Origin of the sequence: Paenibacillus sp. V4I5, from assembly GCF_030817255.1 — a bacterium.
GTDB lineage: Bacteria > Bacillota > Bacilli > Paenibacillales > NBRC-103111 > Paenibacillus_E.
On the sequence record NZ_JAUSZB010000002.1, the window covers coordinates 1874794 to 1899081 of the forward strand.

At 43.6% G+C, this 24288-nt stretch carries 24 protein-coding genes; 3 read left to right on the forward strand and 21 right to left on the reverse strand.

The window, feature by feature from the left end; genetic code table 11:
• Window positions 1-12 precede the first annotated feature (12 nt).
• From QFZ78_RS10685 to QFZ78_RS10720, 8 genes are all read right to left on the reverse strand, one after another.
• Entirely contained in the window at window positions 13-648 is a 636-nt protein-coding gene (locus QFZ78_RS10685; protein WP_307547283.1) for a CpsD/CapB family tyrosine-protein kinase, read from the reverse strand.
• Complete coding sequence (locus QFZ78_RS10690) at window positions 632-1375, reverse strand: YveK family protein (protein WP_307547285.1); 744 nt, start codon at window positions 1373-1375, stop codon at window positions 632-634. Before QFZ78_RS10690 ends, QFZ78_RS10685 begins: the two co-directional genes overlap by 17 nt.
• Window positions 1376-1764: 389 nt before the next feature.
• On the reverse strand, window positions 1765-2424 hold the full coding sequence (locus QFZ78_RS10695) for a response regulator (RefSeq protein ID WP_307547286.1): 660 nt from the start codon (window positions 2422-2424) through the stop codon (window positions 1765-1767).
• Window positions 2425-2432: 8 nt separating this feature from the next.
• Window positions 2433-4100: a sensor histidine kinase gene (locus QFZ78_RS10700; RefSeq protein WP_307547287.1), complete on the reverse strand. Its 1668-nt coding sequence runs from the start codon at window positions 4098-4100 to the stop codon at window positions 2433-2435.
• A gap of 592 nt (window positions 4101-4692) precedes the next feature.
• Entirely contained in the window at window positions 4693-5562 is an 870-nt protein-coding gene (locus tag QFZ78_RS10705) for a sugar phosphate isomerase/epimerase family protein (RefSeq protein WP_307547288.1), read from the reverse strand.
• A 40-nt stretch (window positions 5563-5602) separates the two neighbouring features.
• On the reverse strand, window positions 5603-6463 hold the full coding sequence (locus tag QFZ78_RS10710; protein ID WP_307547289.1) for a sugar phosphate isomerase/epimerase family protein: 861 nt from the start codon (window positions 6461-6463) through the stop codon (window positions 5603-5605).
• A gap of 29 nt (window positions 6464-6492) precedes the next feature.
• Window positions 6493-7557: a Gfo/Idh/MocA family protein gene (locus tag QFZ78_RS10715; RefSeq protein ID WP_373460039.1), complete on the reverse strand. Its 1065-nt coding sequence runs from the start codon at window positions 7555-7557 to the stop codon at window positions 6493-6495.
• A gap of 156 nt (window positions 7558-7713) precedes the next feature.
• On the reverse strand, window positions 7714-8976 hold the full coding sequence (locus QFZ78_RS10720; RefSeq protein ID WP_307547291.1) for an MDR family MFS transporter: 1263 nt from the start codon (window positions 8974-8976) through the stop codon (window positions 7714-7716).
• A 164-nt stretch (window positions 8977-9140) separates the two neighbouring features.
• On the opposite strand from QFZ78_RS10720, the gene QFZ78_RS10725 reads away from it, so the two are divergent.
• Window positions 9141-9902: a DeoR/GlpR family DNA-binding transcription regulator gene (locus QFZ78_RS10725; RefSeq protein WP_307547294.1), complete on the forward strand. Its 762-nt coding sequence runs from the start codon at window positions 9141-9143 to the stop codon at window positions 9900-9902.
• Window positions 9903-10087: 185 nt separating this feature from the next.
• On the opposite strand, the gene QFZ78_RS10730 is transcribed toward QFZ78_RS10725, so the two are convergent.
• The 4 genes from QFZ78_RS10730 to QFZ78_RS10745 form a co-directional block, all read right to left on the reverse strand.
• Complete coding sequence (locus QFZ78_RS10730) at window positions 10088-11728, reverse strand: putative bifunctional diguanylate cyclase/phosphodiesterase (protein WP_307547296.1); 1641 nt, start codon at window positions 11726-11728, stop codon at window positions 10088-10090.
• Between the two features lie 110 nt (window positions 11729-11838).
• Window positions 11839-12591 carry an amino acid ABC transporter ATP-binding protein gene (locus tag QFZ78_RS10735; protein WP_307547298.1) on the reverse strand — a complete coding sequence of 251 codons (753 nt, stop codon included), beginning with the start codon at window positions 12589-12591 and terminating at the stop codon, window positions 11839-11841.
• A gap of 13 nt (window positions 12592-12604) precedes the next feature.
• On the reverse strand, window positions 12605-13285 hold the full coding sequence (locus QFZ78_RS10740; RefSeq protein WP_307547300.1) for an amino acid ABC transporter permease: 681 nt from the start codon (window positions 13283-13285) through the stop codon (window positions 12605-12607).
• A gap of 12 nt (window positions 13286-13297) precedes the next feature.
• Window positions 13298-14080 (reverse strand): amino acid ABC transporter substrate-binding protein, encoded by a 783-nt coding sequence (locus QFZ78_RS10745; RefSeq protein ID WP_307547302.1) that lies wholly within the window; start codon window positions 14078-14080, stop codon window positions 13298-13300.
• A 125-nt stretch (window positions 14081-14205) separates the two neighbouring features.
• On the opposite strand from QFZ78_RS10745, the gene QFZ78_RS10750 reads away from it, so the two are divergent.
• Window positions 14206-14592: a hypothetical protein gene (locus QFZ78_RS10750; protein ID WP_307547304.1), complete on the forward strand. Its 387-nt coding sequence runs from the start codon at window positions 14206-14208 to the stop codon at window positions 14590-14592.
• Between the two features lie 529 nt (window positions 14593-15121).
• On the opposite strand, the gene QFZ78_RS10755 is transcribed toward QFZ78_RS10750, so the two are convergent.
• Both QFZ78_RS10755 and QFZ78_RS10760 read right to left on the reverse strand, forming a co-directional pair.
• On the reverse strand, window positions 15122-15871 hold the full coding sequence (locus tag QFZ78_RS10755; protein ID WP_307547306.1) for a LamG domain-containing protein: 750 nt from the start codon (window positions 15869-15871) through the stop codon (window positions 15122-15124).
• An 80-nt stretch (window positions 15872-15951) separates the two neighbouring features.
• Window positions 15952-16725 (reverse strand): phytanoyl-CoA dioxygenase family protein, encoded by a 774-nt coding sequence (locus tag QFZ78_RS10760; RefSeq protein ID WP_307547308.1) that lies wholly within the window; start codon window positions 16723-16725, stop codon window positions 15952-15954.
• 150 nt (window positions 16726-16875) lie between these two features.
• Between QFZ78_RS10760 and QFZ78_RS10765 the strand changes: the two genes are divergently transcribed.
• Entirely contained in the window at window positions 16876-17655 is a 780-nt protein-coding gene (locus tag QFZ78_RS10765) for a helix-turn-helix domain-containing protein (RefSeq protein WP_307547310.1), read from the forward strand.
• 56 nt (window positions 17656-17711) lie between these two features.
• Here QFZ78_RS10765 and QFZ78_RS10770 read toward each other — a convergent pair whose 3' ends face one another.
• From QFZ78_RS10770 to QFZ78_RS10800, 7 genes are all read right to left on the reverse strand, one after another.
• Window positions 17712-18158, reverse strand: coding sequence for a GNAT family N-acetyltransferase (locus tag QFZ78_RS10770; RefSeq protein ID WP_307547312.1), 447 nt, complete (start codon window positions 18156-18158; stop codon window positions 17712-17714).
• 73 nt (window positions 18159-18231) lie between these two features.
• On the reverse strand, window positions 18232-18549 hold the full coding sequence (locus QFZ78_RS10775; RefSeq protein WP_307547314.1) for a hypothetical protein: 318 nt from the start codon (window positions 18547-18549) through the stop codon (window positions 18232-18234).
• Window positions 18527-19528: a Gfo/Idh/MocA family protein gene (locus tag QFZ78_RS10780; RefSeq protein WP_307547316.1), complete on the reverse strand. Its 1002-nt coding sequence runs from the start codon at window positions 19526-19528 to the stop codon at window positions 18527-18529. Before QFZ78_RS10780 ends, QFZ78_RS10775 begins: the two co-directional genes overlap by 23 nt.
• A gap of 23 nt (window positions 19529-19551) precedes the next feature.
• A complete protein-coding gene (locus QFZ78_RS10785) occupies window positions 19552-20460 on the reverse strand; it encodes a Gfo/Idh/MocA family protein (RefSeq protein ID WP_307547318.1) in 909 nt (302 codons plus the stop codon).
• A 25-nt stretch (window positions 20461-20485) separates the two neighbouring features.
• Window positions 20486-21556 (reverse strand): dihydrodipicolinate synthase family protein, encoded by a 1071-nt coding sequence (locus QFZ78_RS10790; RefSeq protein WP_307547320.1) that lies wholly within the window; start codon window positions 21554-21556, stop codon window positions 20486-20488.
• Window positions 21557-21558: 2 nt separating this feature from the next.
• The gene (locus tag QFZ78_RS10795; RefSeq protein ID WP_307547321.1) at window positions 21559-22575 is read right to left on the reverse strand and encodes an NAD-dependent epimerase/dehydratase family protein; all 1017 of its coding nucleotides are present in this window, start codon (window positions 22573-22575) and stop codon (window positions 21559-21561) included.
• A gap of 120 nt (window positions 22576-22695) precedes the next feature.
• Window positions 22696-24003: a GTP cyclohydrolase IIa gene (locus QFZ78_RS10800; RefSeq protein WP_307547323.1), complete on the reverse strand. Its 1308-nt coding sequence runs from the start codon at window positions 24001-24003 to the stop codon at window positions 22696-22698.
• Window positions 24004-24288 lie beyond the last annotated feature (285 nt).

The window sequence follows — 24288 nt, forward strand, 5'->3', positions numbered from 1 at the left end:
TAATGGTTCCAATTATTGGTTGAAAACAATGCCAAGCATTCTGGCTCCAGACTGCTCTAATTGTGCTCTCGCTTGCTTCGCCCATTCTCGCTTTGTCTTACCATTTTTGGCAACTAGCATCACGCCGTCACTATACTCAGCAAGTAAACAAGCATCTGTATAATCAAGCGTTGATGGCGAATCGATGAGAATGACTTCATATCGCTGTCTGAGCCCTTTCATCAAGGCATCCATTTGGGCGGAGCCTAGCAGCTCGGATGGGTTGAGTGGTTGACCACCACTAGCAATCATATCAAGCCCCATGATCCCTGTCGGTGTAATGACGTCTTCACCGGTTAGCCCCTTATTTAAAAAGTGGATCAGGCCTTTCGTATTCTTAACACCAAACATCTCATGCAGGCCAGGTTGCCGCAAATTACAATCTACAACAACAACAGACTTGCCTTCCTGAGCATAGGTAATAGCCAGATTAGCAAGGGTTGTCGTCTTGCCTTCTTGCGATTTAGGAGATGCAACCATGAGCACCATTCCTTGACCTGCTGGTACAACCTTTTTATAACGTACCGCTGTACGCAAGGAACGATAAGCTTCGGAGACCGACGAAATCGGATCCAATTCAGCCACAAGAACATTACTTAGCTGTGACATATGCCTTTTCCCCTACCTCTCTGCTTCGTGCACGCGAAGGTTTAGCTGCTTTACCCCTTTTAATCGTTCCGATGGAAGAGAGTACTGGCAGCCCAACGATATGCTCGGCTTCTTTTTCAGAACGAATGGTGTCATTGATATTTTCAAAAAAGAAGAATACACCAATAGCTGCCATTGCCGATAAAATGAAGCTCAAAGCTAGATTGATTACGACACTGGAGTTCACAGGCAACGGCTTCACAGCAGAATCAGAACTAGAAAGAATCTTGACATTATTCATATTCATCAAGCCTGGTACTTCACTAATGAACGTATCTGCAAGGGTCTTGGTAATCACAACTGCTTTTTCATAGCTATGATCCTCAAGCTCAATTTTGATAATTTGTGTTTTATCCGTGGAGCTCACTTTCAGATTCTTCAGCAGTTGCTTCTGCGTCATACCGAATTCGGGGTGACTCTGCAGCATCATTTGAATGATATGATCCGACTTGATGATTTCCTTGTAACTCTCAATTAAATTCAAGTTCATTGACACATCGTTAAGATCTATCGCCTCTTCACTCTTGAACGTGCTGCTAACCAGCACTTGTGTGTTCGCCTTGTAAACAGGCTCGACGAATGTCTTGCTGACATAGAACGTTGTCAGACACGAGAGAAGAACGAACAGTGCAATCATCCACAGCTTTTTGCGAATGAGTACAAAGTAATCTAAGATCGATTTCTCCATGGTACCCTCCCAAAAAAATATTTAAAATCTGATGAATACAGTCTTGCTTTTCCCAAAAAATTGAGCTATGATATTTGCAATGAAAGCGTTTTATTTGTCTGTATCCCCACTATCAAACCGACATTCAATCACTCCTTTAGCCAGAGCATTCAACAATCTCTTTTCGACAGAGTTAGCTAGTCAGTAGTCTAGGTGAAGCACTCTACGATCAAAAGGAATGAAGAATGCCGCTTTTTGTCAGTTAGTTGGTTATACACAAATACTATATGAATTCCCAGAATTATGATATTACTCGATATTGTAATTTTTAGGGTCTATTTTGTGTATCAACCAATGGTTATATGTAATAAAGCGATGGTATACTTTCGGACCATGAATGCTTAAATGGCTTACTGAAAACTGCTGACTAGTCCTTTGGATTGCGCTAACAAAGCCGCTTGCGTACGATCGTTGACGCATAGTTTGTTTAGAATTTGGCTTACATGCTTCTTGACTGTGAACTCGGTTACCATCAGTTTCTTGGCCATTCCTTGATTGGACAAACCCTCTCCAAGGCCAATTAACACTTCCCGCTCCTTCGGCGTAAGCTTACTGAAGCTATCTTCTTCCTCTTTCTTGAACAACATTTCCATTAAACCTGGATCGTAATACTTTTTCCCTTTGAAAATTAATTTAATGGCAAGCAGCAATTCTTCTGGCAGCGCTTCTTTGAGTACATAACCGTCCGCACCCACAGCCTCTGCCCTTCTTACATCCTGCTCCATGGTCGATGAAGTCAGAATGATACTTCGGCATGGCGAATCTTTAATCATCTCAACCACTTCGAGTCCAGAACGATTCCCCAGCTTTAGATCCACGATAGCCAGATCCGGTTTCGTTTCCTTGATTAACTCCAACGCGTGCTCCACCGTTTCCGATTCACCAGAAATTTCGATGTTAGCTTCAAGCTTTAGCACAGCTGACAATCCTTTTCGCACCAACGGATGATCATCTACGATAACAACTTTCAAAGTACCACCTGCTTTCGTTAGAATGGGAATAGCCTTCATGACCTTGTTTAGCCCATCATCTGAATTTCATTTAGCTCCTTTTTATCCTGATGCCCGGATGGGAGGGTCACTTGAATATGTGTGCCTTTACCTTTCGTGCTCTGAATGTTAATCGTTCCTCCAAAAGACTGAACAAGCAGCTCCATGTTGTTCACGCCAAGCCCGGATACCTTAGGATCAGACAGACGTTCTGTTACACTAAATCCACTTCCATTATCCAAGACCGAGAGCTTCACCTCATCTGACTTCATACTGAGGTCTACTTTAATGTGACTGCTTCGTCCATGACGAATGGCGTTTCCCGTTGCTTCCGATATGATTCTGAACAAAGCCTTTTGATAATTGACCTGTAGACCATGATCATCTCCTGTAACGTTTAAGGTTACCTTCACAGCGTGCAGCTTGGATAAGCTATCCAGATGAGATTTGACGGTAGTGATCCAAAAAGCACCGCCATTTTTGCGAGAGCTAAGACTATAAATGGTTGAACGTAACTCTTGAGATGCTGCTACAGATGACTCTTGGATAATTTGCAACTGCTCCTTAATCTGATCGGTTGAAATGTCTTTCCATTTACGACTTAGCGAATGTACAGCATACACAATTCCGAAAATGTACTGAGAGACACTGTCGTGCATCTCATCGGCAATCCGATTCTGCTCCTCGATAATCATTAGCTGGTTCTCAATACGCTCGAGCTGGTGCCTCTCCAAAATGACGGCACAAAGCTCAGAAAGAAAGTACAGCTGCTTTACGAACCAATGTCTGCCTTCCTCATAGCTGGAGTGCTCAACCTTAACTCCCATCACTCCCCAGAATCGGGTCGACGACTTGATGGGAATCACAAGAAAATCACCATGCTCAGGAAGACTCATCACCATACAGCTGTCTAACTGTCTTAGTTCGGCTGCATGAATTTCAATAGCTGTAGACAGGGAAGCTTCTACGCCAACGGGCGTGATACCCTGGGTAATAAGATGATCGTGCCCCCCATTCCCACTCCCATTGACATCCCAGAAGAAGGACATCTTTAGCTTGGTCAGCTTTAGAGCAAATTCCGCAAAAATGATTTTCAAATTCTCCGATTCGCTATGCGTAGCTGCTTCCACGATTTGATACAGCGACTTCATATGCTCCATCGTCTCCGTGGTTCGAGCGTTCGCAATCTCAAGCCTACTTTTGACGCCGGCTAATAGTTGAATCGAGAGGGTCATGAATAATAGCATCAGGTAAAAGCGGTTTTCATTTAGTAACATAGTGGCTAGCGATTGCGTCTGGTCATTGGCAAAAAAGTAGGAAAATGCGGTGACGAATAAGAAGTAACTCAGCATCATAAACCAGCAGTAAACCGAGGAGAGGTAGCTGGCAGCCATCCATGCGGGATTGAATACGCACCAAAGGAATGGACTGTCCATACCGCCGCTTAGAAGATGCAGGATCATCATCCCGGTCATTTCCAAGCCTACGGTAATTTTAATTGTGCGAGAGGCTTGGCCACTTTGGGTATACATGTCCGTAATCCACTTGGCAAAGATGAATAGCACCAAGATGATGCCAATTTTTAAACTTAAAGGGGGCCCACGATCCTCAATGGCATACACTAACGAAGTTCCTGCAAGCGAAATATACCGGTACAAGTAAAAGACTTTACTTTCACCAGAGAACATCTTCCTCATCTGTGTAATCATCCTTTAACCGATATTTGTATTTGGTTCCTTAAACAATACCCAAGTTTACCATTATCATAACAGTTAAATTTTTACAGTCAAAAGGGCTTTATATGACTATATACTTCGTATTATTTGTAGTTTTGTGTCTCATTAAATGGAAAATAGCAAATTTCAGGAGTAAAGGTCTAGACGGTTTGATCACATAGACCTAACCTTTTGGCGAATAAAAAACTGAAAGGGATTTCAATGCTATAAAAAAAATCATCCTTTTGTACCATAAATTTCCTGCGAAAATTTCTACTTTAGTGCACATAAACTCGTTTGAGCTCACTTTGGGAAGCTTTGAAACAGAGATTGACATAATTCCTGCTTTAGTACGGTTTTCGTTGGATCGGTTTCCAAAGCTAACTCAGTAAGCGCAGACATTAGCTCGGTTTCTGAGCTTAAACACCACTACTCATCGCTCTCTCTCTGCTTCAAGCCCAAGCGGCACTTCTCCGACCGCCTTTCCATCAAATAAAAAAAGAACCCGCAAAAATTGCGAAGTTCTTGTCATTTCTGATGGTTTTCCGATAATTTTCAGATGATATCCAATAATCTACTGATATTTCTTAATAAACGCAATCGCGTTCGCGATGTCTACCTCAGGCTTTTCCCCGACTTCACGCTCAATGGTCAAATAGCCCGTGTATCCAATGTCACGAAGCGCTTGAAAGTAGCGACCGAAATCGACATGACCTTCACCTAGAGCAAGCTCTCGATAGTAAGGTCCTGATGTCGCCGCCTCTGCGATTTGCTCGTGACTCATCGGTTGATAACCCAGTGAACCGTAGACTTCACGTGGGTCTGCCTGACGCAGACGGATACCGTCCTTCACATGCGTGTGGACAATATAATCTTTCAGCGTGATAACCCCTTGAACAGGATCATCACCAGTCACCATCACCATATTCGCTGGATCAAAGTTAACGGAAACACCTTTGGTGGACAACGTATCTAGAAAGCTTTTCAAGTGAACAGCCGTTTCTGGACCGGTTTCCACAGCAAAGTAAGCGCCTAAGCTGCTTGCATACACGCCTAATTCCTCACATGCATGCTGCATCGTTTCATAGATAGGGCCATTGGCCTGCTCGGGCACGACACCGATGTGAGTGGTTACGACCTTGGTACCCAGTTCAACCGCAAGGTCTAAAATACGCTTTGATTTTTCAACTTTGTCTGCATTCACGGACTGATCTTGGAAGCCATGACCACCCAAATCCCCACACAAAGCAGAGATGCTAAGTCCCAGTGACTCGATGTAAGCTTTCAATTCCTTACGCGCTAGAGGTGATAAGTTCGCTGGGTCCATCTCACCTGAAACTGCATATATTTGCACACCGTCTGCACCGAGCTCTTTGGCTTTCTTCAAACCATCGCGCAAACCTAGACGCAGACTGTCAACCATAATGCCAATCGGATTTCCCATATTTCATCAACACACCTTTCGTATCGCTGAATGTTATTGCCTATTCCACATCATCCCATAGCCTTCTAATATTTTGCAACCCAATCATCGTACCCATCTTGCATTCCTCCATGCCTTCGAATTCCAAGGAAATGAATCCGTCATAGCCGGAGCTTTTAATAACGCGCAATACTTCTTTCATATCAATATCACCATGGCCCACAATAGCGCCGCGCAAATGATTACCTTGCAGGGTCTGAAACCAACCCTTGCCTGGATTTTGATACGAGGGACGAAGGTAAAAATCTTTCACATGGACCATCGAAGCGAAGAGCAGATTATTTTTCACCGCAGCAACGGGATCTTCATCTACACACATGAAATTGCCTACATCTAGCGTTGTGCGGAAATTGGGACGGTCTACGGCTTGAATTAACGTTTGAACGCGGTCGCTATGCTGCACGAAGTAGCCGTGATTCTCAACGCTCGTTATGATGCCATATTGCGAAGCATAGTCAGCAATTTGCCGACAAGCCTCCGCCATGCGTTCAAGTTCTTTGTTAAAGTTCGCAATAGAACGATCCTCACTTTGTGCGACATCATGGCGCATTCTTTGTACACCAAGCCTTGCAGCGAGATCGACTTCCCCTTTGACCCGTTTAATTTCCTGTTCATAGGCCTCTTGAGAATCAGTTAGAAAGTTTGCTCCAATCGCATAATTAGATATTTCGATGCCGCGAGACTGCGCCTTAAGGCGAATCTCATCTGCAAGCTCCAAATTACCAGTTAAATCATAGCCAAGGGGTACAATCTCAACATGTTCGCCACCTTGATCGGCAATCCAGTCAATAACACCCATAATGTCCATTTCTCCAGACTTCAGAGCTTGAAATAAACTATACGTACTAACGCCAACCTTCATATCCGTTCCTCCATTTCTGTTCCTAGCGGCTATAATCTGATTTCCTGACCTTTGGCAGCTGATTCATAAATACCACAAAGAATTTTCATCATAGTAAGCCCATCCTCTACAGGACTAATCGGTGAATTCCCCGTTCGACAACAAGTTAGAAAATGACCGATCTCCTGATTAAAGGCTTCTGTTATATGGATAGATTTGTTATCTGTCTGTGGCGTTACATTCAAAATGGTATCCAGCATTTCCGTAACGAGGACAAGCTCAGGCTCCAATTCCACTCCGCCTTTATCTCCGTACAGCTTGACTGCGATTTCGTCCTTTTTGGCATGAAGAGTAAAGCTAACATCAACCATTAAGGAAGCCCCATTTTCAAACCGAATTAAGGCATTGGCCATATCTTCAACCGTATTCAAATCAACATTGTAATCAGCTGCTTTGTAAAAGGAAAGATTGCGTACATTCGCCCGATTCCCGAGCTTATTATACGTATGACCACTAACCGATACAGGCTTTGGTCTTCCCATTAAGTACCAGCATAAGTCAATCACATGTACACCAATATCGATTAAAGGTCCGCCGCCAGAACGTTCTGAATCAGCAAACCAACCTCCTGGATTACCTAATCGACGAAGACACGAAGCTTTGGCATAGTACAATTCTCCCAAATCGCCATTATCGATAAAGCGCTTAACGAGCTGAGCATTGGTATCATATCTTCGTACAAAACCGACCTGCAGAATTTTCCCTGTTTCACGAACGGCGTCTTGAATGCGCTCAGCCTCTTCCACTGTTTTGCAAAGTGGTTTCTCTACTAGAACATGCTTGCCAGCACGCAAAGCTGCAATGCTAATCTCTGCATGTGTATTATTCCATGTACAAATACTTACAGCATCCACTTCTGGATTGTCCAGAAGCTCCCGATAATCGGTGTAAATATGTTCAACATTATACTTGGCGGCTTTATCCTCCGCTCTTTGACGATTCAGATCACATACGGCAACCAATTCTGCGTCTGCTTGCTTTGCATAGGACTCAAAGTGCATATCGGATATCGACCCTGCTCCGATTACACCAATTCTCAATTTGTTTATGCTCATTGTAAATACTTGCCTCCTTCGTGTCATATGCAATCAGGATAGCACGATTTTAGCTGAGGTAGAATGCATAGGATGAGCATATCCATGGATTATATGGTCAAAAAAAGGCTTTCATTTTGAATGTTAGCCCATTCCATCCTCCAGCGTTTTTCCGACTTAAATCTGTGAAACCTGTTGGACGCTAGATGACCTTTGTTCTTTAAGCATAAACCAAATATTTACTAGCCCAATTATAAAGAAGCTAAACCAAGGTAGAGAACCCCAACCGAGCATGCTCCCCAAGTCGTACAAATAACCCCCGCCTACATTACCAATCATAGCGCCGATGGATAATGCAAAACTATTAAAACCAAAATAACTGGCTATACTGCCTGTCCCAGCGAAATCAGACACCATTGTATTCATCATTGGCTGCCAAAACACTTGCCCGAGCATGAATGAAATGACCCCTGCATAAATCCCCAACATCGAGCCCGACATCCCGATGGTGAACAGCCCCGCCGAAATGAGTAACGTACCTAGTGATAGCACGCCAAAGGGCTGCATTTTAGTTTGACTGAATTTAGAAAACGGAACCTGCAGAAGTACCATTACGATGGCTCCACAGCTATAAATGAATCCAATATTGGCTCCTGCAGCAATCTGATTCACCCGAAATGGAACGGCAATGTACAGCTGTGCTACGAGCGACCAGGATATCAAAGTAAACACCATGAATCGTAGAAAGCTGCGGTTCTGCAGCACTTTTTTAAGCTGTGGCAGCATACCTTCGTAATCGGCTTTTGTTTGTTCAGTTTTAATCTGCGGCAAGAAGAAAAGACTTAACAAGAATGAAAACACAAAAATTAGCGTGGCCGTAATACTAACATATTGAAAATGAAAGCCCATTAAAAAAGCGCCCAGTATCGGACCCGCCACAAATCCCAGATTACTTAACATTTCACGTATCGAGTAAACCGTAATCCGGTTTTGCGGTGTTGAAAGCGCTGCGTAATAGGCATAACTGGCTGGTTGAAATAAAGCTGCGCCTAATCCCGAGAAGAAGCATGCTAGGATTAAACCCGGGATATGATCCACGAATCCGAAAAGTCCGAAACCGAAGGTACGGATAAACAAGCCAATCAATATCGTTCGCTTATACCCAAGTCTGTCGGCCAATGTACCGCAGAAAACAGACAACCCTTGTTGACTGAAGCTACGGATAGCCGATATGACGCCAACCATCGTGACAGTTAACAGTAGATCGTGCAGTAAATACGAAGCAAGCAGCGGAATCATCATATAAAACCCGACAGCCATACTGAATGTATTCATAAACATAACCCAAAAAGGAAGTTTAATAGCGGTTAGCTTATTCATAGCTGATAACATGAGCATTTCCTCATTTCCTTGTACGATGCGATATGTCAATTTTAACAAGATACATGATCCAGCAAGGATTGTATATGGACTTTCTTTATGTAGGCTTGGGTATATTATTGCTGTTTTTTTTGTTATACTCTTATCATTTAGTAATCAAACAATTTCAAACATATGTGCACATGACAACCCGTGCAGCGACAACGAATGAAGGCTGGTGCGTAATGTTATCAGAGGTTAGACATTCCAAGATCATTGAATCATTAAATCAGATGGGGTCCATTAAGGTTTCGGAGCTTAGTAAAGCTTATCAGGTTACGGAGAAAACCATTCGCGAGGATTTAGAGAAATTAGAGGCTGCCGGTATTCTAAAAAGAGTACACGGAGGAGCTGTTCTCGTCGAAAGCTCCCATTCCATGCTGCCCATTCATAAAAGAAGAATCAGACAGCAGGGTGAGAAAGAGCAAATTGCCGCAGAAGCTTACAAATGGATCGAGGACGGGCAAATTATTTTGTTGGACGGAGGCTCAACGACTCTTGAGCTAGCAAAGCTCATTCAAAATCGTGTGCTGACGGTCATTACAAATGACACCAAAATTGCGTCTACTTTAGCCGAAAGCAACGGAATTGAATTGTGCATATTAGGCGGATATCGCCGCAAAGGCACTTTTACGATTATCGGGCCCAGTGCGATTCAAATGGTCGATGAATTAAATGTAGACATCGCCTTCTTGGGATGTACAGGCATTGATTTGGAACGGGGAATCTCCGTTTTCCATAGAGACGAGGCTGAGCTCAAAAAAAGAATGATCAAATCGGCCAAAAAAGTGATTCTCTTGACGGATCATACAAAATTCGAACAAACGGCACTCATTTCGTTTGCCTCTGCCAAAGAGATCCATCTATTGATTACTGATTCTCTAACGGATGATCATTTGGTACAGAGGTATACAGACATCGGGCTTGAAGTGATACGAGCTATTTGAAAAACTAGGCAGGATCAAATAAGCCCAAAAAGGGGATGACTCGTGCGCCTTTACTTTTACATAGCTGCGTCAATATCAAAAGGAACATCCACGAAGGCAATTCAACAAAAAATTGTATCATATTCCTCATGTAAGCAAAAAAAGATCAACATCACCAGCGCGTACACTGGACGTTGACCTCTCATCTACTTTCTAGCAACAACCTGTTTGGGTAATAAGTCAAATTGGGCTGGCTTGTTGATATAATAACCCTGTACTCCCCAACATTTCATTTCCTTTAACATCCTATATTGTTCATACGTCTCGATGCCTTCTGCGATTACTTGCAGGTTCAGTGCATTGGCCATGGCTAAAATGGCTGAAATTAGAGAGACATTCATTTCCCAAATGAAAGACCTGTCAATCTTTAACTTATCTATCGGCAGTAAGGTTAACATGCTTAACGAGGAATAACCGGTTCCGAAATCATCTAAGGCGATGGTAAATCCTTCAGCGCGCAATCTACGCAACGTTTGCTGGACATCTTCCATTGAGTGAATCGTCGTGCTTTCCGTTATTTCTAATTCCACTACACGTGGGTCTACATGCTCATCTTCCAATATTTGAAGCATTTGATCAACGAAAAGGTGTTCGTTTAGTTGAATCCTTGAAATGTTGACCGAAATTTTAAATTGAGGACCATAATCGGCTTTTAAAAGATGCCAATCCTTACAAGCTTGCCTGATGACCCAGTATCCAATCGGAATAATCAATCCCGTTTCCTCGGCGACCGGAATAAAGTCACTGGGTTGGATCATTCCCATGTTGGCTGAGTTCCATCTTAGTAGAGCCTCGGCTCCAATGACTTCCTCCCGAACCGGATTGTAAATAAGCTGATAATGCAAATGTAATTCTTCTTTTTCAACCGCACTTGAGAGAGCAAGCTCATGAATGAAATTCTCAACATGATCGTATTTAGATGAAGCTTCGAAAATATGAAATCTTTTTCTTCCCGCTCCTTTGGCCTTATACAAGGCAATATCCGCTTGCTTTAAGAGGGTTTGGATGGTTTCACTATTTACACTTTGAGCCACACCAATACTTACGCTTAACTTCATCGGATGATCATTTACCGTAAAGGGAGCCACAAAAAGTTGATTAATTTGGTCGGCAGTCTCCTCAGCTGGTCCAAGTTCCCCCATTGCTACGACGACAAATTCATCTCCACCTAATCTTACAAGGATATAATCCGTACCGAATTTCTCAACAAGACGGTTAGCGACCTCTACAAGTACAGTATCACCTACATCATGTCCGAAAATATCATTTATGTTTTTGAAATAGTCCAAATCAAGCAAATAAATGTTCGCTGGATTGTGCACATGCTCAAGCAGGAATCTTCGATTATAAAGCTTGCTAAGATCGTCATGATAGGCGTAATGATAAAGCATATTTTCTTGTTTTTTACGTTCGGTAATATCACGAGTAACAGTAACGATGAACTCCATGTCACCGCTTTCATTGAAAATAGGCGTAAGTATACTTTCTCCGCTTAACATACCATTGGGTAGAACAACGCCATCCTCATACTTAATGGTTCGCCGTTCGGTAACCACTCTCGTATATTTCTTATGTAAATAGTTCGCCATCTGGCTTGAGTTTGTATCAAAAAATGTTAGTCCGACAGCATCCATCGTTATTCCACTGAATTTCGTAGCAGCATGATTTACATAATAGTATTTGATATCAGATCCATCAACGCTCATGATGTAAATCGAGTCTTCCATATTATCCATCATGCTTAGGAGTGTCTTAACATCAAGTAATCTATTCGCAGGATTTATCATATAAACGACCCCTCTATACTCACAACAACCTTATAACTGTCTCTAGGTTGACTGGATATAGGATTCGACAGAAAACTTCATTTTCCTTCCATTGAGGACATCAGTCCATCTTAATCTGTTTTCCGATTCACTTTTCTCAAGAATTGCATGGTCCGCTCATTCGTTGAAGTATCAAAAATATCGGTTGGCGTTCCTCTCTCCACAATCGCCCCTTGATCCATAAAGACAACCTGGTCCGCCACTTCTTTGGCGAAGCCCATCTCATGTGTCACAATGACCATCGTCATTCCTTCGAAAGCTAGATCCTTCATCACCTTTAGCACTTCACCTACCAATTCCGGATCAAGCGCAGACGTGGGTTCATCGAATAATAGCACCTCAGGATTCATCGCCATGGCCCGAGCAATCCCTACCCGTTGTTGTTGTCCACCAGACAGCTGATGAGGATAATGATCGGCACGATCCCGAAGTCCAACCTTATCTAAGATGGATAAAGCCTTATCTTTAGCGGTTTTCGGAGATTGTTTAAGGACAATAACAGGACCTTCCATAATATTTTGCAAGACAGTTAAATGGGGAAATAAGTTGTAGTTCTGGAACACCATACCGGTGTGTTTACGGATGGAACGAATGTCAGTCTTATTCAGTTTGACTTCACTTGAGAATGTCATCGTCGCTTTGGCAATCGAGAGGGACCCCTGATCGGGAAAGTCCAATAATTTAAGACATCTCAATAGGGTCGTTTTGCCGGAACCGGAAGGTCCGATAACAACGGTCGTGCTCCCTTTTTCAACATCCAAATCAATATGGTTCAAGACGTGGAGGTCATGAAAATGTTTATGTATACCTTCCATTCGAATCATGCTGGCCCCTCCCTTACTTGGCAATGTTTCGTTCATAGTGGATCTCAAGTTTGGCTTGGAAATAGGAAAGAACGGTACTGAAAACTAAATAAACGAAGGCCACCTCGATATAAAGCCATAATGGCTCATAGGTAACAGCCGCAATCTGCTGCCCTTTCTGAAACATTTCCGTAACCGTAATCGTGGCGGCCAAAGATGTGTCTTTGATTAAACTTATGAAGGAATTTCCTAGTGGAGGAATAGCGACGCGCACAGCCTGGGGTAAAATGATGCGCCTCATCGCCTGCCATTTCGTCATATTAATCGAATAAGCTGCTTCACTTTGGCCTTTTGGAATCGACAATATCGCGGCGCGAATAATTTCAGAGCTATAAGCTCCTTTATTTAACGTAAACCCGATAATAGCTGTCGGAAAAGGATCCAGTGTTATTCCCAAACTTGGAAAACCATAAAAAAGAATAAACAACTGGACAAGCAATGGCGTGCCGCGGAAAACCCAAACATAGCATCTCGCTATCGCCCGTAGTATGGCAAAATCCGATAAGCGAGCAAGCGCCGTGATGAATGCCAAGCTAAGTCCTAGTGCAAATGTGATTAAAGTAAGCGGAACTGTGTACATAAGCCCCGCCTTTATAATAGGAAAGAAGGAATCGGACAGGATCCCTATTATTCGCTCAAGACGTTCATTTGTCATTAGGCTAGGTCCTTACTTCGTTACGTCGGCATTGAACCATTTTTGTGAAATTTGAACCAACGTTCCGTCCGATTTCATGTCTGCCAGAGCTTTATTTACTTTACTAACTAAATCCGTGCTTCCTTTGCGGAATAAAAAAGCGTTGCTCGTTGCGGACGGCTCCTCATAAACCGTTTTGATCGGGAGTTCAGGACGCTGCTTTTTCAAATCCAAAAAGGATAAACTATCGTTGAGCGTCGCATCGATCCTGCCCGAAGTCAGTAGATCAATCGCTTGATTAAAACCCTCCACACCGGTAATTGCGGCGCCGTGCTCTTCTGCTATTTTCCGATAATTACTATCGAGGGATTGACCAACCTTCTTACCTTTAAGGTCATCTAACGTTTTGATATTCGTATTATCCGCTTTCACCACAAGAACAGCACGGGAAACAATATAAGGCGTCGACATATCGTACTTCTCCAAACGATCCGCGCGAACAGCCACTTCGTTGGCCACCATGTCATACCGCTTCGCATCGAGTCCCGCAATCATGCCATCCCACTTGGTTTCAACAAATCGCGGCGTCATGCCAATCCGTTTACATACTTCTTCTGCCGTCTCGACATCAAACCCCGTAAGCTTACCAGCCTTATCATGAAACGTGAAAGGTGCATATGTACCTTCTGTGCCGATCGTAATTTCGGCCTTACTCGGCGAAGATGCAGGCGGTGTTGTGTTTGGTGTATTCGAAGCACATCCTATCGAAGTCAGGAGTAATACCGTAACAGCTGTTGTTGCGAGTAATTTTTTCATCTTAATAACCCCCCTGTGAAATAACCCTTTTTGAGTTAAAGGTATTATTCCCCAAGTGAAGGAATTTTAAGAAAAAAAATATGCTGAGAGAAAATGTATGTCAGAAAAATGGTGTGGTCATACAATTGTTAAATTTTGTGCAATATGAATTTGAAAATGCACATGAAGTCTTTATAACTAAGCACATTTCGATGAGGGGCGGGGAACGATTAAAGCGACTAAAGGAGGGTCATGGACATGCGGAGAAGTTGTTTCTTGAGCAGATTTGGTGGAACGCATTTGGACATTTTCAAAACTTGCATCCGGAATATGAGATCGAAGATTTTCGCGATGGTACGCGCTTTTTGGATTTCGCTTTTCTTCGCCACTCACTCAGACTAGCGATTGAAATTGATGGCTTTGGTCCCCACTTCGCTGATATCAGTCGCTCCCAATTCTCAGACCAATTAATTCGACAAAACCACCTTGTTTTGATGGTTGGAAAATTTTCCGTTTCTCTTATGATGACGTAAAAAATCGGCCTCGTATGTGCGAGCAATTAATCCAGCAATGCGTTGGCCGACACTTTGGAGATGTATTTAACCACGTAATAGAGATAAATTATATAGAAAAAGAAGTCATACGTTTTGCCCACAAGTTGGGGAGAGCAATCAAACCCGTTGATGTTCAACAACAATTTCAGTTCGGACAAAGAAAAGCACAACAGACTCTAAAAGAGATGTATCAGAAATCACTTCTTGAACCAGCCGGGGATGGTCATGCTCGTGTGCGCTGCTATAGAGTAGCACAGCATGTGCTTGCTAGTTGGGAAGGTTTGGCGGGTTGGGGCTGAGAACTTTTATCCGAGCTTCGGCTCGCGGAGCTCTCCTGTAATCGCGGTTTCCGCGCCTATTTGTTCGGGGGCGCCTGCATAAGCGCATTTTCCGAGCTTATTTAGCGAGGACGCGCGGGATGGGTTACTGAGAAGTCGATTTCCGCCTTCTCAGACTCTTTCGGCGAGCTTCGGCTCACGGAGCGCTCGCTGTAAGCTCAGTCGCCTCATTATTCAATCGATAACAACCGAATCTCTTTGTCGGTTAACGCTTTATTAAATACAGCAAGTCCACCCAGTAATCCGGCATAGAAATTGCCCATCTTCCCGGAACGATTCACAGCGCCTACGGTGAAGTCAGCACCCGTAATTCCTCCATTGAACAGACCTTTGTCATATAGGTAAGGGTTGTAGGTTTCCCTCTCGTCCAGCACGCCGTCCACATACACCTTGGCATAGGTGCCGTCATACGTGAACGAAAGCGCGTACCACTTATCCTTAGCCAGAGGTGTTGCTCCAATCGCCGTTGTCATACACCACGAGTGTCCCTGTGTCGGACCGCCTTCAACAGAGACATGGCCTCCCACCTGATCTCCACTTTCCCAAATCCTCAGATTAAGAAACATGGCATATTGGCGCTTCTTCTCTGTTTCATTCCACATGCCGGCTATCGCTTCGCACTGCCCGTTTACTCTGTTTTCTCGTTTTAGCCATGCGATGATGGTCAGCTTTGCATCCAGTCCGTGGAAATCTAATGCTGGGCAATCTTTACGAGGCAAGTTGAACCATTGGCCGTATTCAAATTTTGCCGCGCAAGTCCCTAAGACGCCATCTTCAACCCTTCTTATCGGTCCGGACATTTCATCCAAAACATAAGGAAAAGGCCCTTTTGCCACTCGTGACTGGCCTTCAGCTTCTTGAAAGTCCCAGAAGGATACGAGAGAATCCTGCTGAAGAATCAATGCAGATTTACTTATCATTCGCTCCGCCTCCGATTACAACATTTATTTATGCTATAGGGATGAAAGAGATCTACCGTCGATGGCAGATCTCTTTTGTTCTACAGAAAATGATAACTGGAAGTGTCCTTACCTTTTAAATTATAGCGTTGGTAGTGTTGGTAATGCGCTTTATATAGATTCCCATTCTTGCTAGGCGTGTACGTCAAATACAACTGTTTGCGGCTTACGTCGGACAAGTTAACCCCACTTTGATGAGGTGTAAACGAATGGAAGATGATCACATCACCTGGATTTGTTTCTACGATAACACCTTTTTTAGGATCAATCTCTGCAATTTCTTCCGCATTCATGTTACGCAGCTCACCTGGCGTGGAACGCAATCTTTCATGATAGCCTGGGAACAATTCCAACCCGCCGTTTGCCGTTGTCGCTCCATCAATTGCTACCATCACCGAGATCAGACCTTCAATAGGGAAGCCCTGCCACCAAGAAGCATCCTGATGCATAGAGTAGCCATTCGCGCCTGGGAGCTTAAAAATGAGTTTATCCTTGAAAAGAAGCGGTTCATCCAAATAAATATCGCGAAGCGGTGATAAAATGCGCTCATCCTCCACTAAATCAGCAAATACCGCGGAGATATCATGAACTGGGTCCAGACGTTCGATCGCAACTCGGCCATCCGCGTAGATTTTATGACCGGCACGAATGTTAAACTTATCGGTATAATCGCTTAATGTAAGCAATTGATCGCATTCCGTTTGGATGACTTTCGCTTCATGTTCTGAAAATACACCCCGCAGTACTAAGTACCCCTGCTCGTTATACGTTTGAATCTTCTCTTCTGTTAAAATACTCAAAGATTTCTTTCTCATGGAATTCTCCACCTCTCATTTGTTTTTTTGCGTCTCACACTGTGTGATTGACTTTCTTATAACCTTATATTACAGCCTTGTATTCCCTTAATCCATGCACTAGGTTATACTAATTCATATACTTTTTTGCATGAAACGGGAGAGTGAGTCATGATTGGAAAGCTCCAAATTAGACGGTATTATTTTGGTAAACAAAGAGAGCAATTTTCTCTATCCGAGGACACTTATGAAGGCTGGGGGATGCTCGCTGCCCAATCGGGTCGATTCTCCTTCACTTTAGAGGGCGATGAACAAGGTGAGCAGATTGCCGAATTCGGGGAACTTGTTTTTTGCCAGCCCGGCCAAACGCTCAGACGTCTTGCTCTTGAACCGATCTCTTTTCATTTCGCCGAATTCACGTTAGACAGCAGTTGGACGCTGCCAGGTAAAATCCGCATCAAGGATGTCGGTAGGCTCAGCTCCACTTTTCAATATATGCAAGAATGGCAGGAAGCGGAGGATCATGGCAATCATCAGTGGGAGGTCGTTCATCATCTCATTGAAGACCTGCTTTTCATGGCAAATCGGGAGCAGCTCACAGCGCAGCGTAAGCAATCCGGAACGTCTGATCCCTTGATGAATCAAGCGGCTGCTTATATTGAAATGCGGGCTTTTGAACATGAATTGTCCTTGCAGGCCTTAGCTGTCACACTTGGTATTGGCGCATCTCAGCTTACTCGGCGTTTTCAAGCTGCGTATGGGATGTCACCTATTCGGTATGCAACAAAGGTTCGACTATCCCGAGCACGCTTGCTGCTGGCCGAAACGCCAGACACACTTGATGCCATTGCTGAGCAGTGCGGCTTTCAGAATGCCTTCTACTTCAGCCGTGTCTTCTCACAGCACATGCAAATAAGCCCTTCCGCTTATCGAAGGACATTCCGTGTATGAAAAAAGCCGTTGATCCTTAATTCGAACGGACCAGCGGCCGGATTAATCACTATGACTTAGACGATTGAATAGTTAACCCAATCCCCTTGAACCCCACCCATTTTCTCAAAAAAGTGTTGAGCTCGTTTATTATCAGGAGCCGTTACCCAAGACATATACGCATATCCTTGATCCTTTGAGTAACCTTGACATTCTAAAAACAATTCTGATTCCACTTCTGTACCTCTAAATGGCTCAATGACATAAAGGTCGTTCATGATGGTAATTTTTTCCGCTTTCATCGTACTAAATGCGAAGTATAAGGTAGCAAAGCCGACAAGCTTTCCATCTTGTTCTGCGACAAACTGTATACCTACTTGTTTCTCTAAAAGGGTTTGAATCAACTTATGTATTTTTCCATCGGCTGGCCTAGGTTTCTGATAAAAGCCTACAATGTATTCATACATTAATTCGGTCAAACTGTATTCATCATCAGGTTCTGCGTCTCTCACGATAAGTGGCATTCATAATTCCCTCCATTTCAATATTGCATAATTATACATAAATATGCATGTATATTCAATATTATTTTGCAGGTTATTCAAAAATAAAAAAGAGAAGCCGCCACGAAAGCGAGCTCCTCCATCCAATTAATACTACAGTTGGATTTGTTGCTATGTTATTTACAATTTCTTTGTACGTTCCCCCATAAGTCATACCGAAGGTATACGAACCAGGCAATAACTCCTTGCTGATTTCTCCGCCAGTTGTGTTGCCAAATGTCAGCCAGCCTCCCGCATAGTATTTCACGCTGCCGCTGTCCATCAGATTTCCTTGGCTGTCTTTTAACTGTACCTTGAGCGGATTGCCATTACTGTCTTTTATCCATTTTTCATGATCCAATTTCCCGATCAACTAACTGTTCCAAACCCGTTTCTGCAGAACGGTATACAGCCTCAAGTGCAGCTATGACGCCTCGCGCATACTCTGGAGAGCAGCTTGTTTCCGAGTGGTCCCGTATGGCCGTGAGCAAATCGGAATATTGCAGTTCGAAGGGAGCAGCCGTGTTTGATGGTTCCAGCTTCTCATACTCACCGCCTCGACTTATCCATAAGCTTTCACCGGTTACTAGTTTCAGCATACCACCTGTAAACATAATCTCCGTTTCATTGCGTGATGCCCCTAGATAACCCGATTGAACAATCGTCGCAGGAATCCCTGAAGTAAGTTCCAGATAAATCATACCGCTGCCTTCTACATTGCCCCTGCTTCCATGATAACTCACAGATGACCTTAATTTACGGACCGTACGATCTGTCAGCCACTGAATTTTATCAATAGAGTGCGTACCCAAATTGGCCAGAATGCCACCGCCTGATTTCTCTTTTTCGAGAAACCATTGTGGACGCGAGTCTTGGAAGTAATTCGTATGTCTGACATCATGAATCATGACGAGTTTTCCTAATTCTTCACTTTGGATGATCCTTTTGGCTTGTATATTTTCAGCAATGTAGTGCTGCGTATGTCCGACCAAGATGCGAATATCCGCTTTACGACTAGCTTGGATGATCTCATCGCATTCTGCTACGGACAAAGCCATAGGTTTCTCCAACATCAAATGACATCCATATTCCGCCGCAAACACAGCTGTCTCTTTATGCAAATAGTGAGGCAATGCGATGACCACCACTTCCGGTCTTTCCTGTTTGATCATTTCCCGGTAATCGTTATAAGCCATTATGTCATAAAGCTGGGCGATTTCATTCGCTTTATCGAGATTGATATCTACAACCGCGCAAGCTGCAAATCCTGTCGTTGCTCGGATAGCATTAAAATGTTCTTTGGCTATAATACCCGCACCAAGCACCGCTACTCTTAATTCTGCTTTTTGCATAGCCGTTTCATCCTTTCCCGATTCTACAGATATACCTCTAAACCGGATTCACGACTTTCATTGGCGGCTTCCAAGAATCGCATGATCTGCAGCGTCTCTTCCATATCGATATCAGGTGTTCCTGTTACAAACATGCTCATAATTTTCTCCATTAAGCTGGCATAATACGGTTTCGGATGTCGATACACATCGATAAACTGCGTTTTGGTTTCCCTATGCAGCAATGCGCCGAATTCTGAGTTGCCTTTGCGATTACCGCGAATTGTACCGATGATACCATTTTCCCAGACGCCGGTAATGAGATCGTGCTCCTCAGTTGTAACTGCCGAAACCTTCACACAACCTTTGCCCAGCGTTTTAAAAAGCATCTCAGCCGTATGTACGCCATACCAGTACAGCCCCGGCTGCGTGGGTTGCATCGCAAGCGGACCATAACAATCCATACCGATAATGCTGCCGTTTTCAGATTCCAGCAGCGCCTCCGTCATTGCTTCGGCATAACGAAGCGAAGAACAGCTCATCATCGGTATGCCATGCAGCTGTGCTAGTTCCACGATTGCCTTCGCATCGGCAGAAGAAAGAGCCATTGACTTATCAATGAAAACCGGTTTGCGATAAGCAGCGACGCGGCGAAACAGCTCGAGATGAACCCTTCCATCGACCGACACCATCAGAATAGCATCGCAAGCATCAGCCACTTCCTCCGGTGACTCGACGATTTTCACACCATACTTGTCGCGAACCTGCTCCGTAAACCCTTCCACTCGCGAATAACTCATCTCGAAGTCGGGTGAACCTCCTGGAAAAGCAACCGTTACTTCCGCGCCAGGCACATGATAAGCATGGTTCTTATCATTTAGCAATTGCGTAAAAACAGGAGCATGCGATGAATCGAGACCTATAATACCAATTCGAATCGGTTTCTCAGACATCTTCAATAAATCCTCCCATCCACAATCATTCTGCTAACCATTCGGATAAATGCCTCTTCACAAATTCATCGTCGTTCAAATTCGGATAATCCCGATAAATACGGTTAATTTCCTCCATTTGTCCGTTAGACAGCTCTTCTTCGGGATTCAAACACCAACGCCCTTCCAGAAGACCTTGTCTCCTAAGCACTTCATGAATCCCGGCTATACAACCTGCAAATCCATTCGCTGTATCAAAAAATGCCGCATTGGAGTCCGTTACTTCAATATTTCGCGTCAACCAGTGGGAATTTAGACTTTCATCGTTTCGTACAAGTTTAATGGCATCCAAAAGTTCAACAGCCTTTTGCGTCCAAACAGACCAATGACCCAACAAACCGCCTACTATTTTTTTCTCAACCTTGTTTCCATTAACGACAAAATGGTAAGTGGTCAGTAGATCATTCACAATATTATCATCATTGCCTGTATACAAAGCGATTTCATCTCTCCGCTCGGAATTACATACGGCACGCACGACATCGATCGTTTGATAACGGTTAAACGGTGCCATTTTGATACCAGCCACGCCAGAGATGTTCGCAAACTCTTTCCAGAAATCGTAGCTTAATACTCTTCCACCGACAGAAGGCTGCAGATAAAAGCCGAATACCGGAATGATTTCCGCGATTTTAGCAATTCGCTTCAGTAAGTCCTTCTCTGTCCAACTCTGAAGTCCTCCCATACTGACTAAACCGAGATCATATCCGAGACCCGCTGCTGTTTCCGCTTCGTAAACGGCTTGATCTGTTGGACCGCATATACCGGCTATTTGAAGGAAGGGCTTGGTTAGCTTTGCATTCTTTACTTCTTCGGATGCTAGTCTCAGCACCTTTTCGAAGAGATTATGCTCCTTGTCCCTGATCTCAAACTGTGTCGTATGCACAGCTACTGCGATGCCGCCCGCACCCGAAGACATGTAATAACGTGTCAGTGCTCTTTGCCTGCGTTCATTCAACTCTCTTGCAGCGTTTAAAGCTAGCGGATGTGCGGGAATGACCAATCCCTCATGCAGCGCCTTGTTTTTTTCCGCACAAAGTGGTTTTATAAGACTCATTTTTAATATTTCCCCTCCCTCTCTTGAAAATGGGTTGGTTTATTCCAAGTATGACCATCGGCCAAACACCACTCCGCGGTCCATTCAATCATTTGCTGCATGGAAACCTGAGGATAACCGAAAAGCTGGTGAGCTTTTGCGGAATTGCTCAATAAAGCAGTTGGTGATTCTTCTCCAACAAAGATAGGTTCCACACCAAATCTTTGGCCAAACATATTTGCCGCCCAACGCATCGATAAAGTTTCAGGACCGGATACATTCAAGAATGTAGGTGGGGAACTGGATATATTCAAGGAACGAATAGCCATTTCATTCGCATCACCCTGCCAAATACAGTTCGCATTTCCCATGGTGATGTTGATAGGTTTGCCAGCTTTAACCGATTTAGCTATTTCCAAAAGCACGCCATAGCGCAAATCCACCGCATAATTAAGTCTGAAAATGGTCAATGGCGTATTATACTTACGGGAAAAATGCTCAAAAATCCGCTCACGTCCCAAACAAGATTGGCCATATTCTCCGATCGGACCTGTCGCCGTATCTTCTGTAGCTCCTCCGTGAGCAACCGGTGTGAATGGGTACACATTCCCTGTAGAAAAAGCGACAATACGAGAGTTTTTATATTTTTCTGCAACACGTCCTGGGAGGTAAGCATTCATTGCCCATGTAAAATGCTCATTCCCCATTGTGCCAAATTTATTTCCCGCCATATAAATAACATTCTTCACATCAGGCAGCTGCTGAAGCTGTTGATCGTTCAATAAATCAACGGAAATTGTTTCAGCACCGTCTGCTTCCAGCTCCTGCTTTAATCCTTCGGAAGAGAACCGCGAAGCGCCAATCACCTTTTTATTTACACCGGCTTCTTTAATTGCGTTCATGGCTAACCTAGCCAGACTAGGTCCCATCTTACCGCCAATACCAAGTAACAGAATATCTCCATCTAGTGCAGCAATATCATTGATTAAAGCGGACGAAGGCTGAGCTAGCTTTGTTTCTAATTCACGGATTGTTTTCATGTCGTTCTCCTCTCGATTTTCAAGTCTACATCTATTTTAAAGAGCCAATACATTAAAAGACAAGTCTTTTAAATGTCTATATATAAACAGAGGGATAGGACGAATCCCTTCCATCTCACCTTAGTTCTTCATGCTTTCATCCAGGAACGCAAACTCAAAAATTTGCCGTGGACGACCTTTCGGCATTTTCTCCATTCCGCTTGTCCGGACTAAACCTGTATCCGACCATTCCAACAGCAATCGATGGGTGCTTCTAACCGTAATATTGAGCAGCAAAGCTAATTCTTGAACGTTATACTCTTTTTTTCCAGTACGGGCATACGTTACAAGTAACCTGCTTAAGTAGGAAGAGGTCATATTGGCGTTCTCTGCTTTTTTAATAAAGTCAGGATTCACCAATTCCATATCTTTCACTTGGGCATCCACCATCTCCAAAGGTCCGAGTATGCCTCTGTCCTCTCTAACTATAAAGCATGAATTGCCGTTAGCCTCCTTTGATTTCCGCAAGGCTGATCTCGCATTCGAACCCGCTTCATTGGCCGTTCTGCCAAATCCAACACCGATACTTAACGTTAACTGATAGGATTTATAGATTTCTGATGCCAGAGGAACTCTTTTGTATCCAGCTGTTTCTTGTTCAAATATCCCCCTGGTTGTAAAAAATAAGTATTCATCTCCTCCTAGGTGCGTAAGATGTCCTCGTAAAGAATCCACATAATCCAGCAAAATTCGGTGAATATTGAGCTTCAGCTTTTGAATTTCATGCTCCGAGTTATGGCGATCGACGACTTTGCCAAAGCCATCCACATTGATCAATCCCACAACGATCTGGGATTCCTTACTTTTCCTCGCATCCGTCGATAGAAGCGCTCTTTCCAAAGCAACAACGATGTCCTGTGTGGTTGGGATCATCCATTCATTAGGTATTCCTAAATCATTTAATTCAGCTGATATGGAATGGATTCCAGTGAGCGCTCCTGACACCAAACCCTTGTTAAAACAATCTTTATGGAACTCCAACAATTGTTCTCTTGTCGGGTTGCTTGCCTCATCATAGCAAATGATTTTCAAATCTTGTTCATCGATTTCTTCCAAAAATCGTTTTACCATGACTGGAGTTACCGTATCTACACTTATTGCATGATCAACCATGCTCAAATTAGCATTTACTTTTGCAAGCTTTTTTTGGATGTTGTAAAAAGCCTTATATAATCCAGTTTCGTTATATCGGACGTAATGAACAGGTACAACCGATTTCACTTTCTCTAGAACTTTTCGGTAAGGGACAGGACCGCATAATAACAAGACTTCCACTTCATTCTTTATTTCATCTGATAAGTTTGGCGTTTCCAATTCATTCTTTGAATACCTGACAACGGGTTCGAAGGTGGGAAAGTTTTTGATGACTTTAACGATCCTTGACACCATATCCTTGGGTCCGACAATGCCAATCTTAACCCCAGCACTCGTACTGCTGTGACCTATTATTTTTCCAAAAGTATCGATGGGAGATCCCTCGCTTTATTTTCATTTATTTCAACATAGCTTGAAGTCAAACACCCGATTTTAACCCAAAACAACCTTGCGCGAAAGCTCTGTGCGCAAGGCCGAAGGATGATCTGAATCGGATTGCCAAAGCAAGAGCGGATCCACATCACAGTAATTATTCCGAATACTGCGCAAACTCAACTTAAATATAACGCAGATAGGCCT

Coding starts and splice junctions, on each gene's coding strand:
- QFZ78_RS10685 (WP_307547283.1), bottom strand. CDS start 648: ATGTCACAGCTAAGTAATGTTCTTGTGGCTGAATTGGATCCGATTTCG.
- QFZ78_RS10690 (WP_307547285.1), bottom strand. CDS start 1,375: ATGGAGAAATCGATCTTAGATTACTTTGTACTCATTCGCAAAAAGCTG.
- QFZ78_RS10695 (WP_307547286.1), bottom strand. CDS start 2,424: ATGAAGGCTATTCCCATTCTAACGAAAGCAGGTGGTACTTTGAAAGTT.
- QFZ78_RS10700 (WP_307547287.1), bottom strand. CDS start 4,100: ATGAGGAAGATGTTCTCTGGTGAAAGTAAAGTCTTTTACTTGTACCGG.
- QFZ78_RS10705 (WP_307547288.1), bottom strand. CDS start 5,562: ATGGGAAATCCGATTGGCATTATGGTTGACAGTCTGCGTCTAGGTTTG.
- QFZ78_RS10710 (WP_307547289.1), bottom strand. CDS start 6,463: ATGAAGGTTGGCGTTAGTACGTATAGTTTATTTCAAGCTCTGAAGTCT.
- QFZ78_RS10715 (WP_373460039.1), bottom strand. CDS start 7,557: ATGAGCATAAACAAATTGAGAATTGGTGTAATCGGAGCAGGGTCGATA.
- QFZ78_RS10725 (WP_307547294.1), top strand. CDS start 9,141: ATGTTATCAGAGGTTAGACATTCCAAGATCATTGAATCATTAAATCAG.
- QFZ78_RS10730 (WP_307547296.1), bottom strand. CDS start 11,728: ATGATAAATCCTGCGAATAGATTACTTGATGTTAAGACACTCCTAAGC.
- QFZ78_RS10735 (WP_307547298.1), bottom strand. CDS start 12,591: ATGATTCGAATGGAAGGTATACATAAACATTTTCATGACCTCCACGTC.
- QFZ78_RS10740 (WP_307547300.1), bottom strand. CDS start 13,285: ATGACAAATGAACGTCTTGAGCGAATAATAGGGATCCTGTCCGATTCC.
- QFZ78_RS10745 (WP_307547302.1), bottom strand. CDS start 14,080: ATGAAAAAATTACTCGCAACAACAGCTGTTACGGTATTACTCCTGACT.
- QFZ78_RS10755 (WP_307547306.1), bottom strand. CDS start 15,871: ATGATAAGTAAATCTGCATTGATTCTTCAGCAGGATTCTCTCGTATCC.
- QFZ78_RS10760 (WP_307547308.1), bottom strand. CDS start 16,725: ATGAGAAAGAAATCTTTGAGTATTTTAACAGAAGAGAAGATTCAAACG.
- QFZ78_RS10765 (WP_307547310.1), top strand. CDS start 16,876: ATGATTGGAAAGCTCCAAATTAGACGGTATTATTTTGGTAAACAAAGA.
- QFZ78_RS10770 (WP_307547312.1), bottom strand. CDS start 18,158: ATGCCACTTATCGTGAGAGACGCAGAACCTGATGATGAATACAGTTTG.
- QFZ78_RS10780 (WP_307547316.1), bottom strand. CDS start 19,528: ATGCAAAAAGCAGAATTAAGAGTAGCGGTGCTTGGTGCGGGTATTATA.
- QFZ78_RS10785 (WP_307547318.1), bottom strand. CDS start 20,460: ATGTCTGAGAAACCGATTCGAATTGGTATTATAGGTCTCGATTCATCG.
- QFZ78_RS10790 (WP_307547320.1), bottom strand. CDS start 21,556: ATGAGTCTTATAAAACCACTTTGTGCGGAAAAAAACAAGGCGCTGCAT.
- QFZ78_RS10795 (WP_307547321.1), bottom strand. CDS start 22,575: ATGAAAACAATCCGTGAATTAGAAACAAAGCTAGCTCAGCCTTCGTCC.
- QFZ78_RS10800 (WP_307547323.1), bottom strand. CDS start 24,003: ATGGTGTCAAGGATCGTTAAAGTCATCAAAAACTTTCCCACCTTCGAA.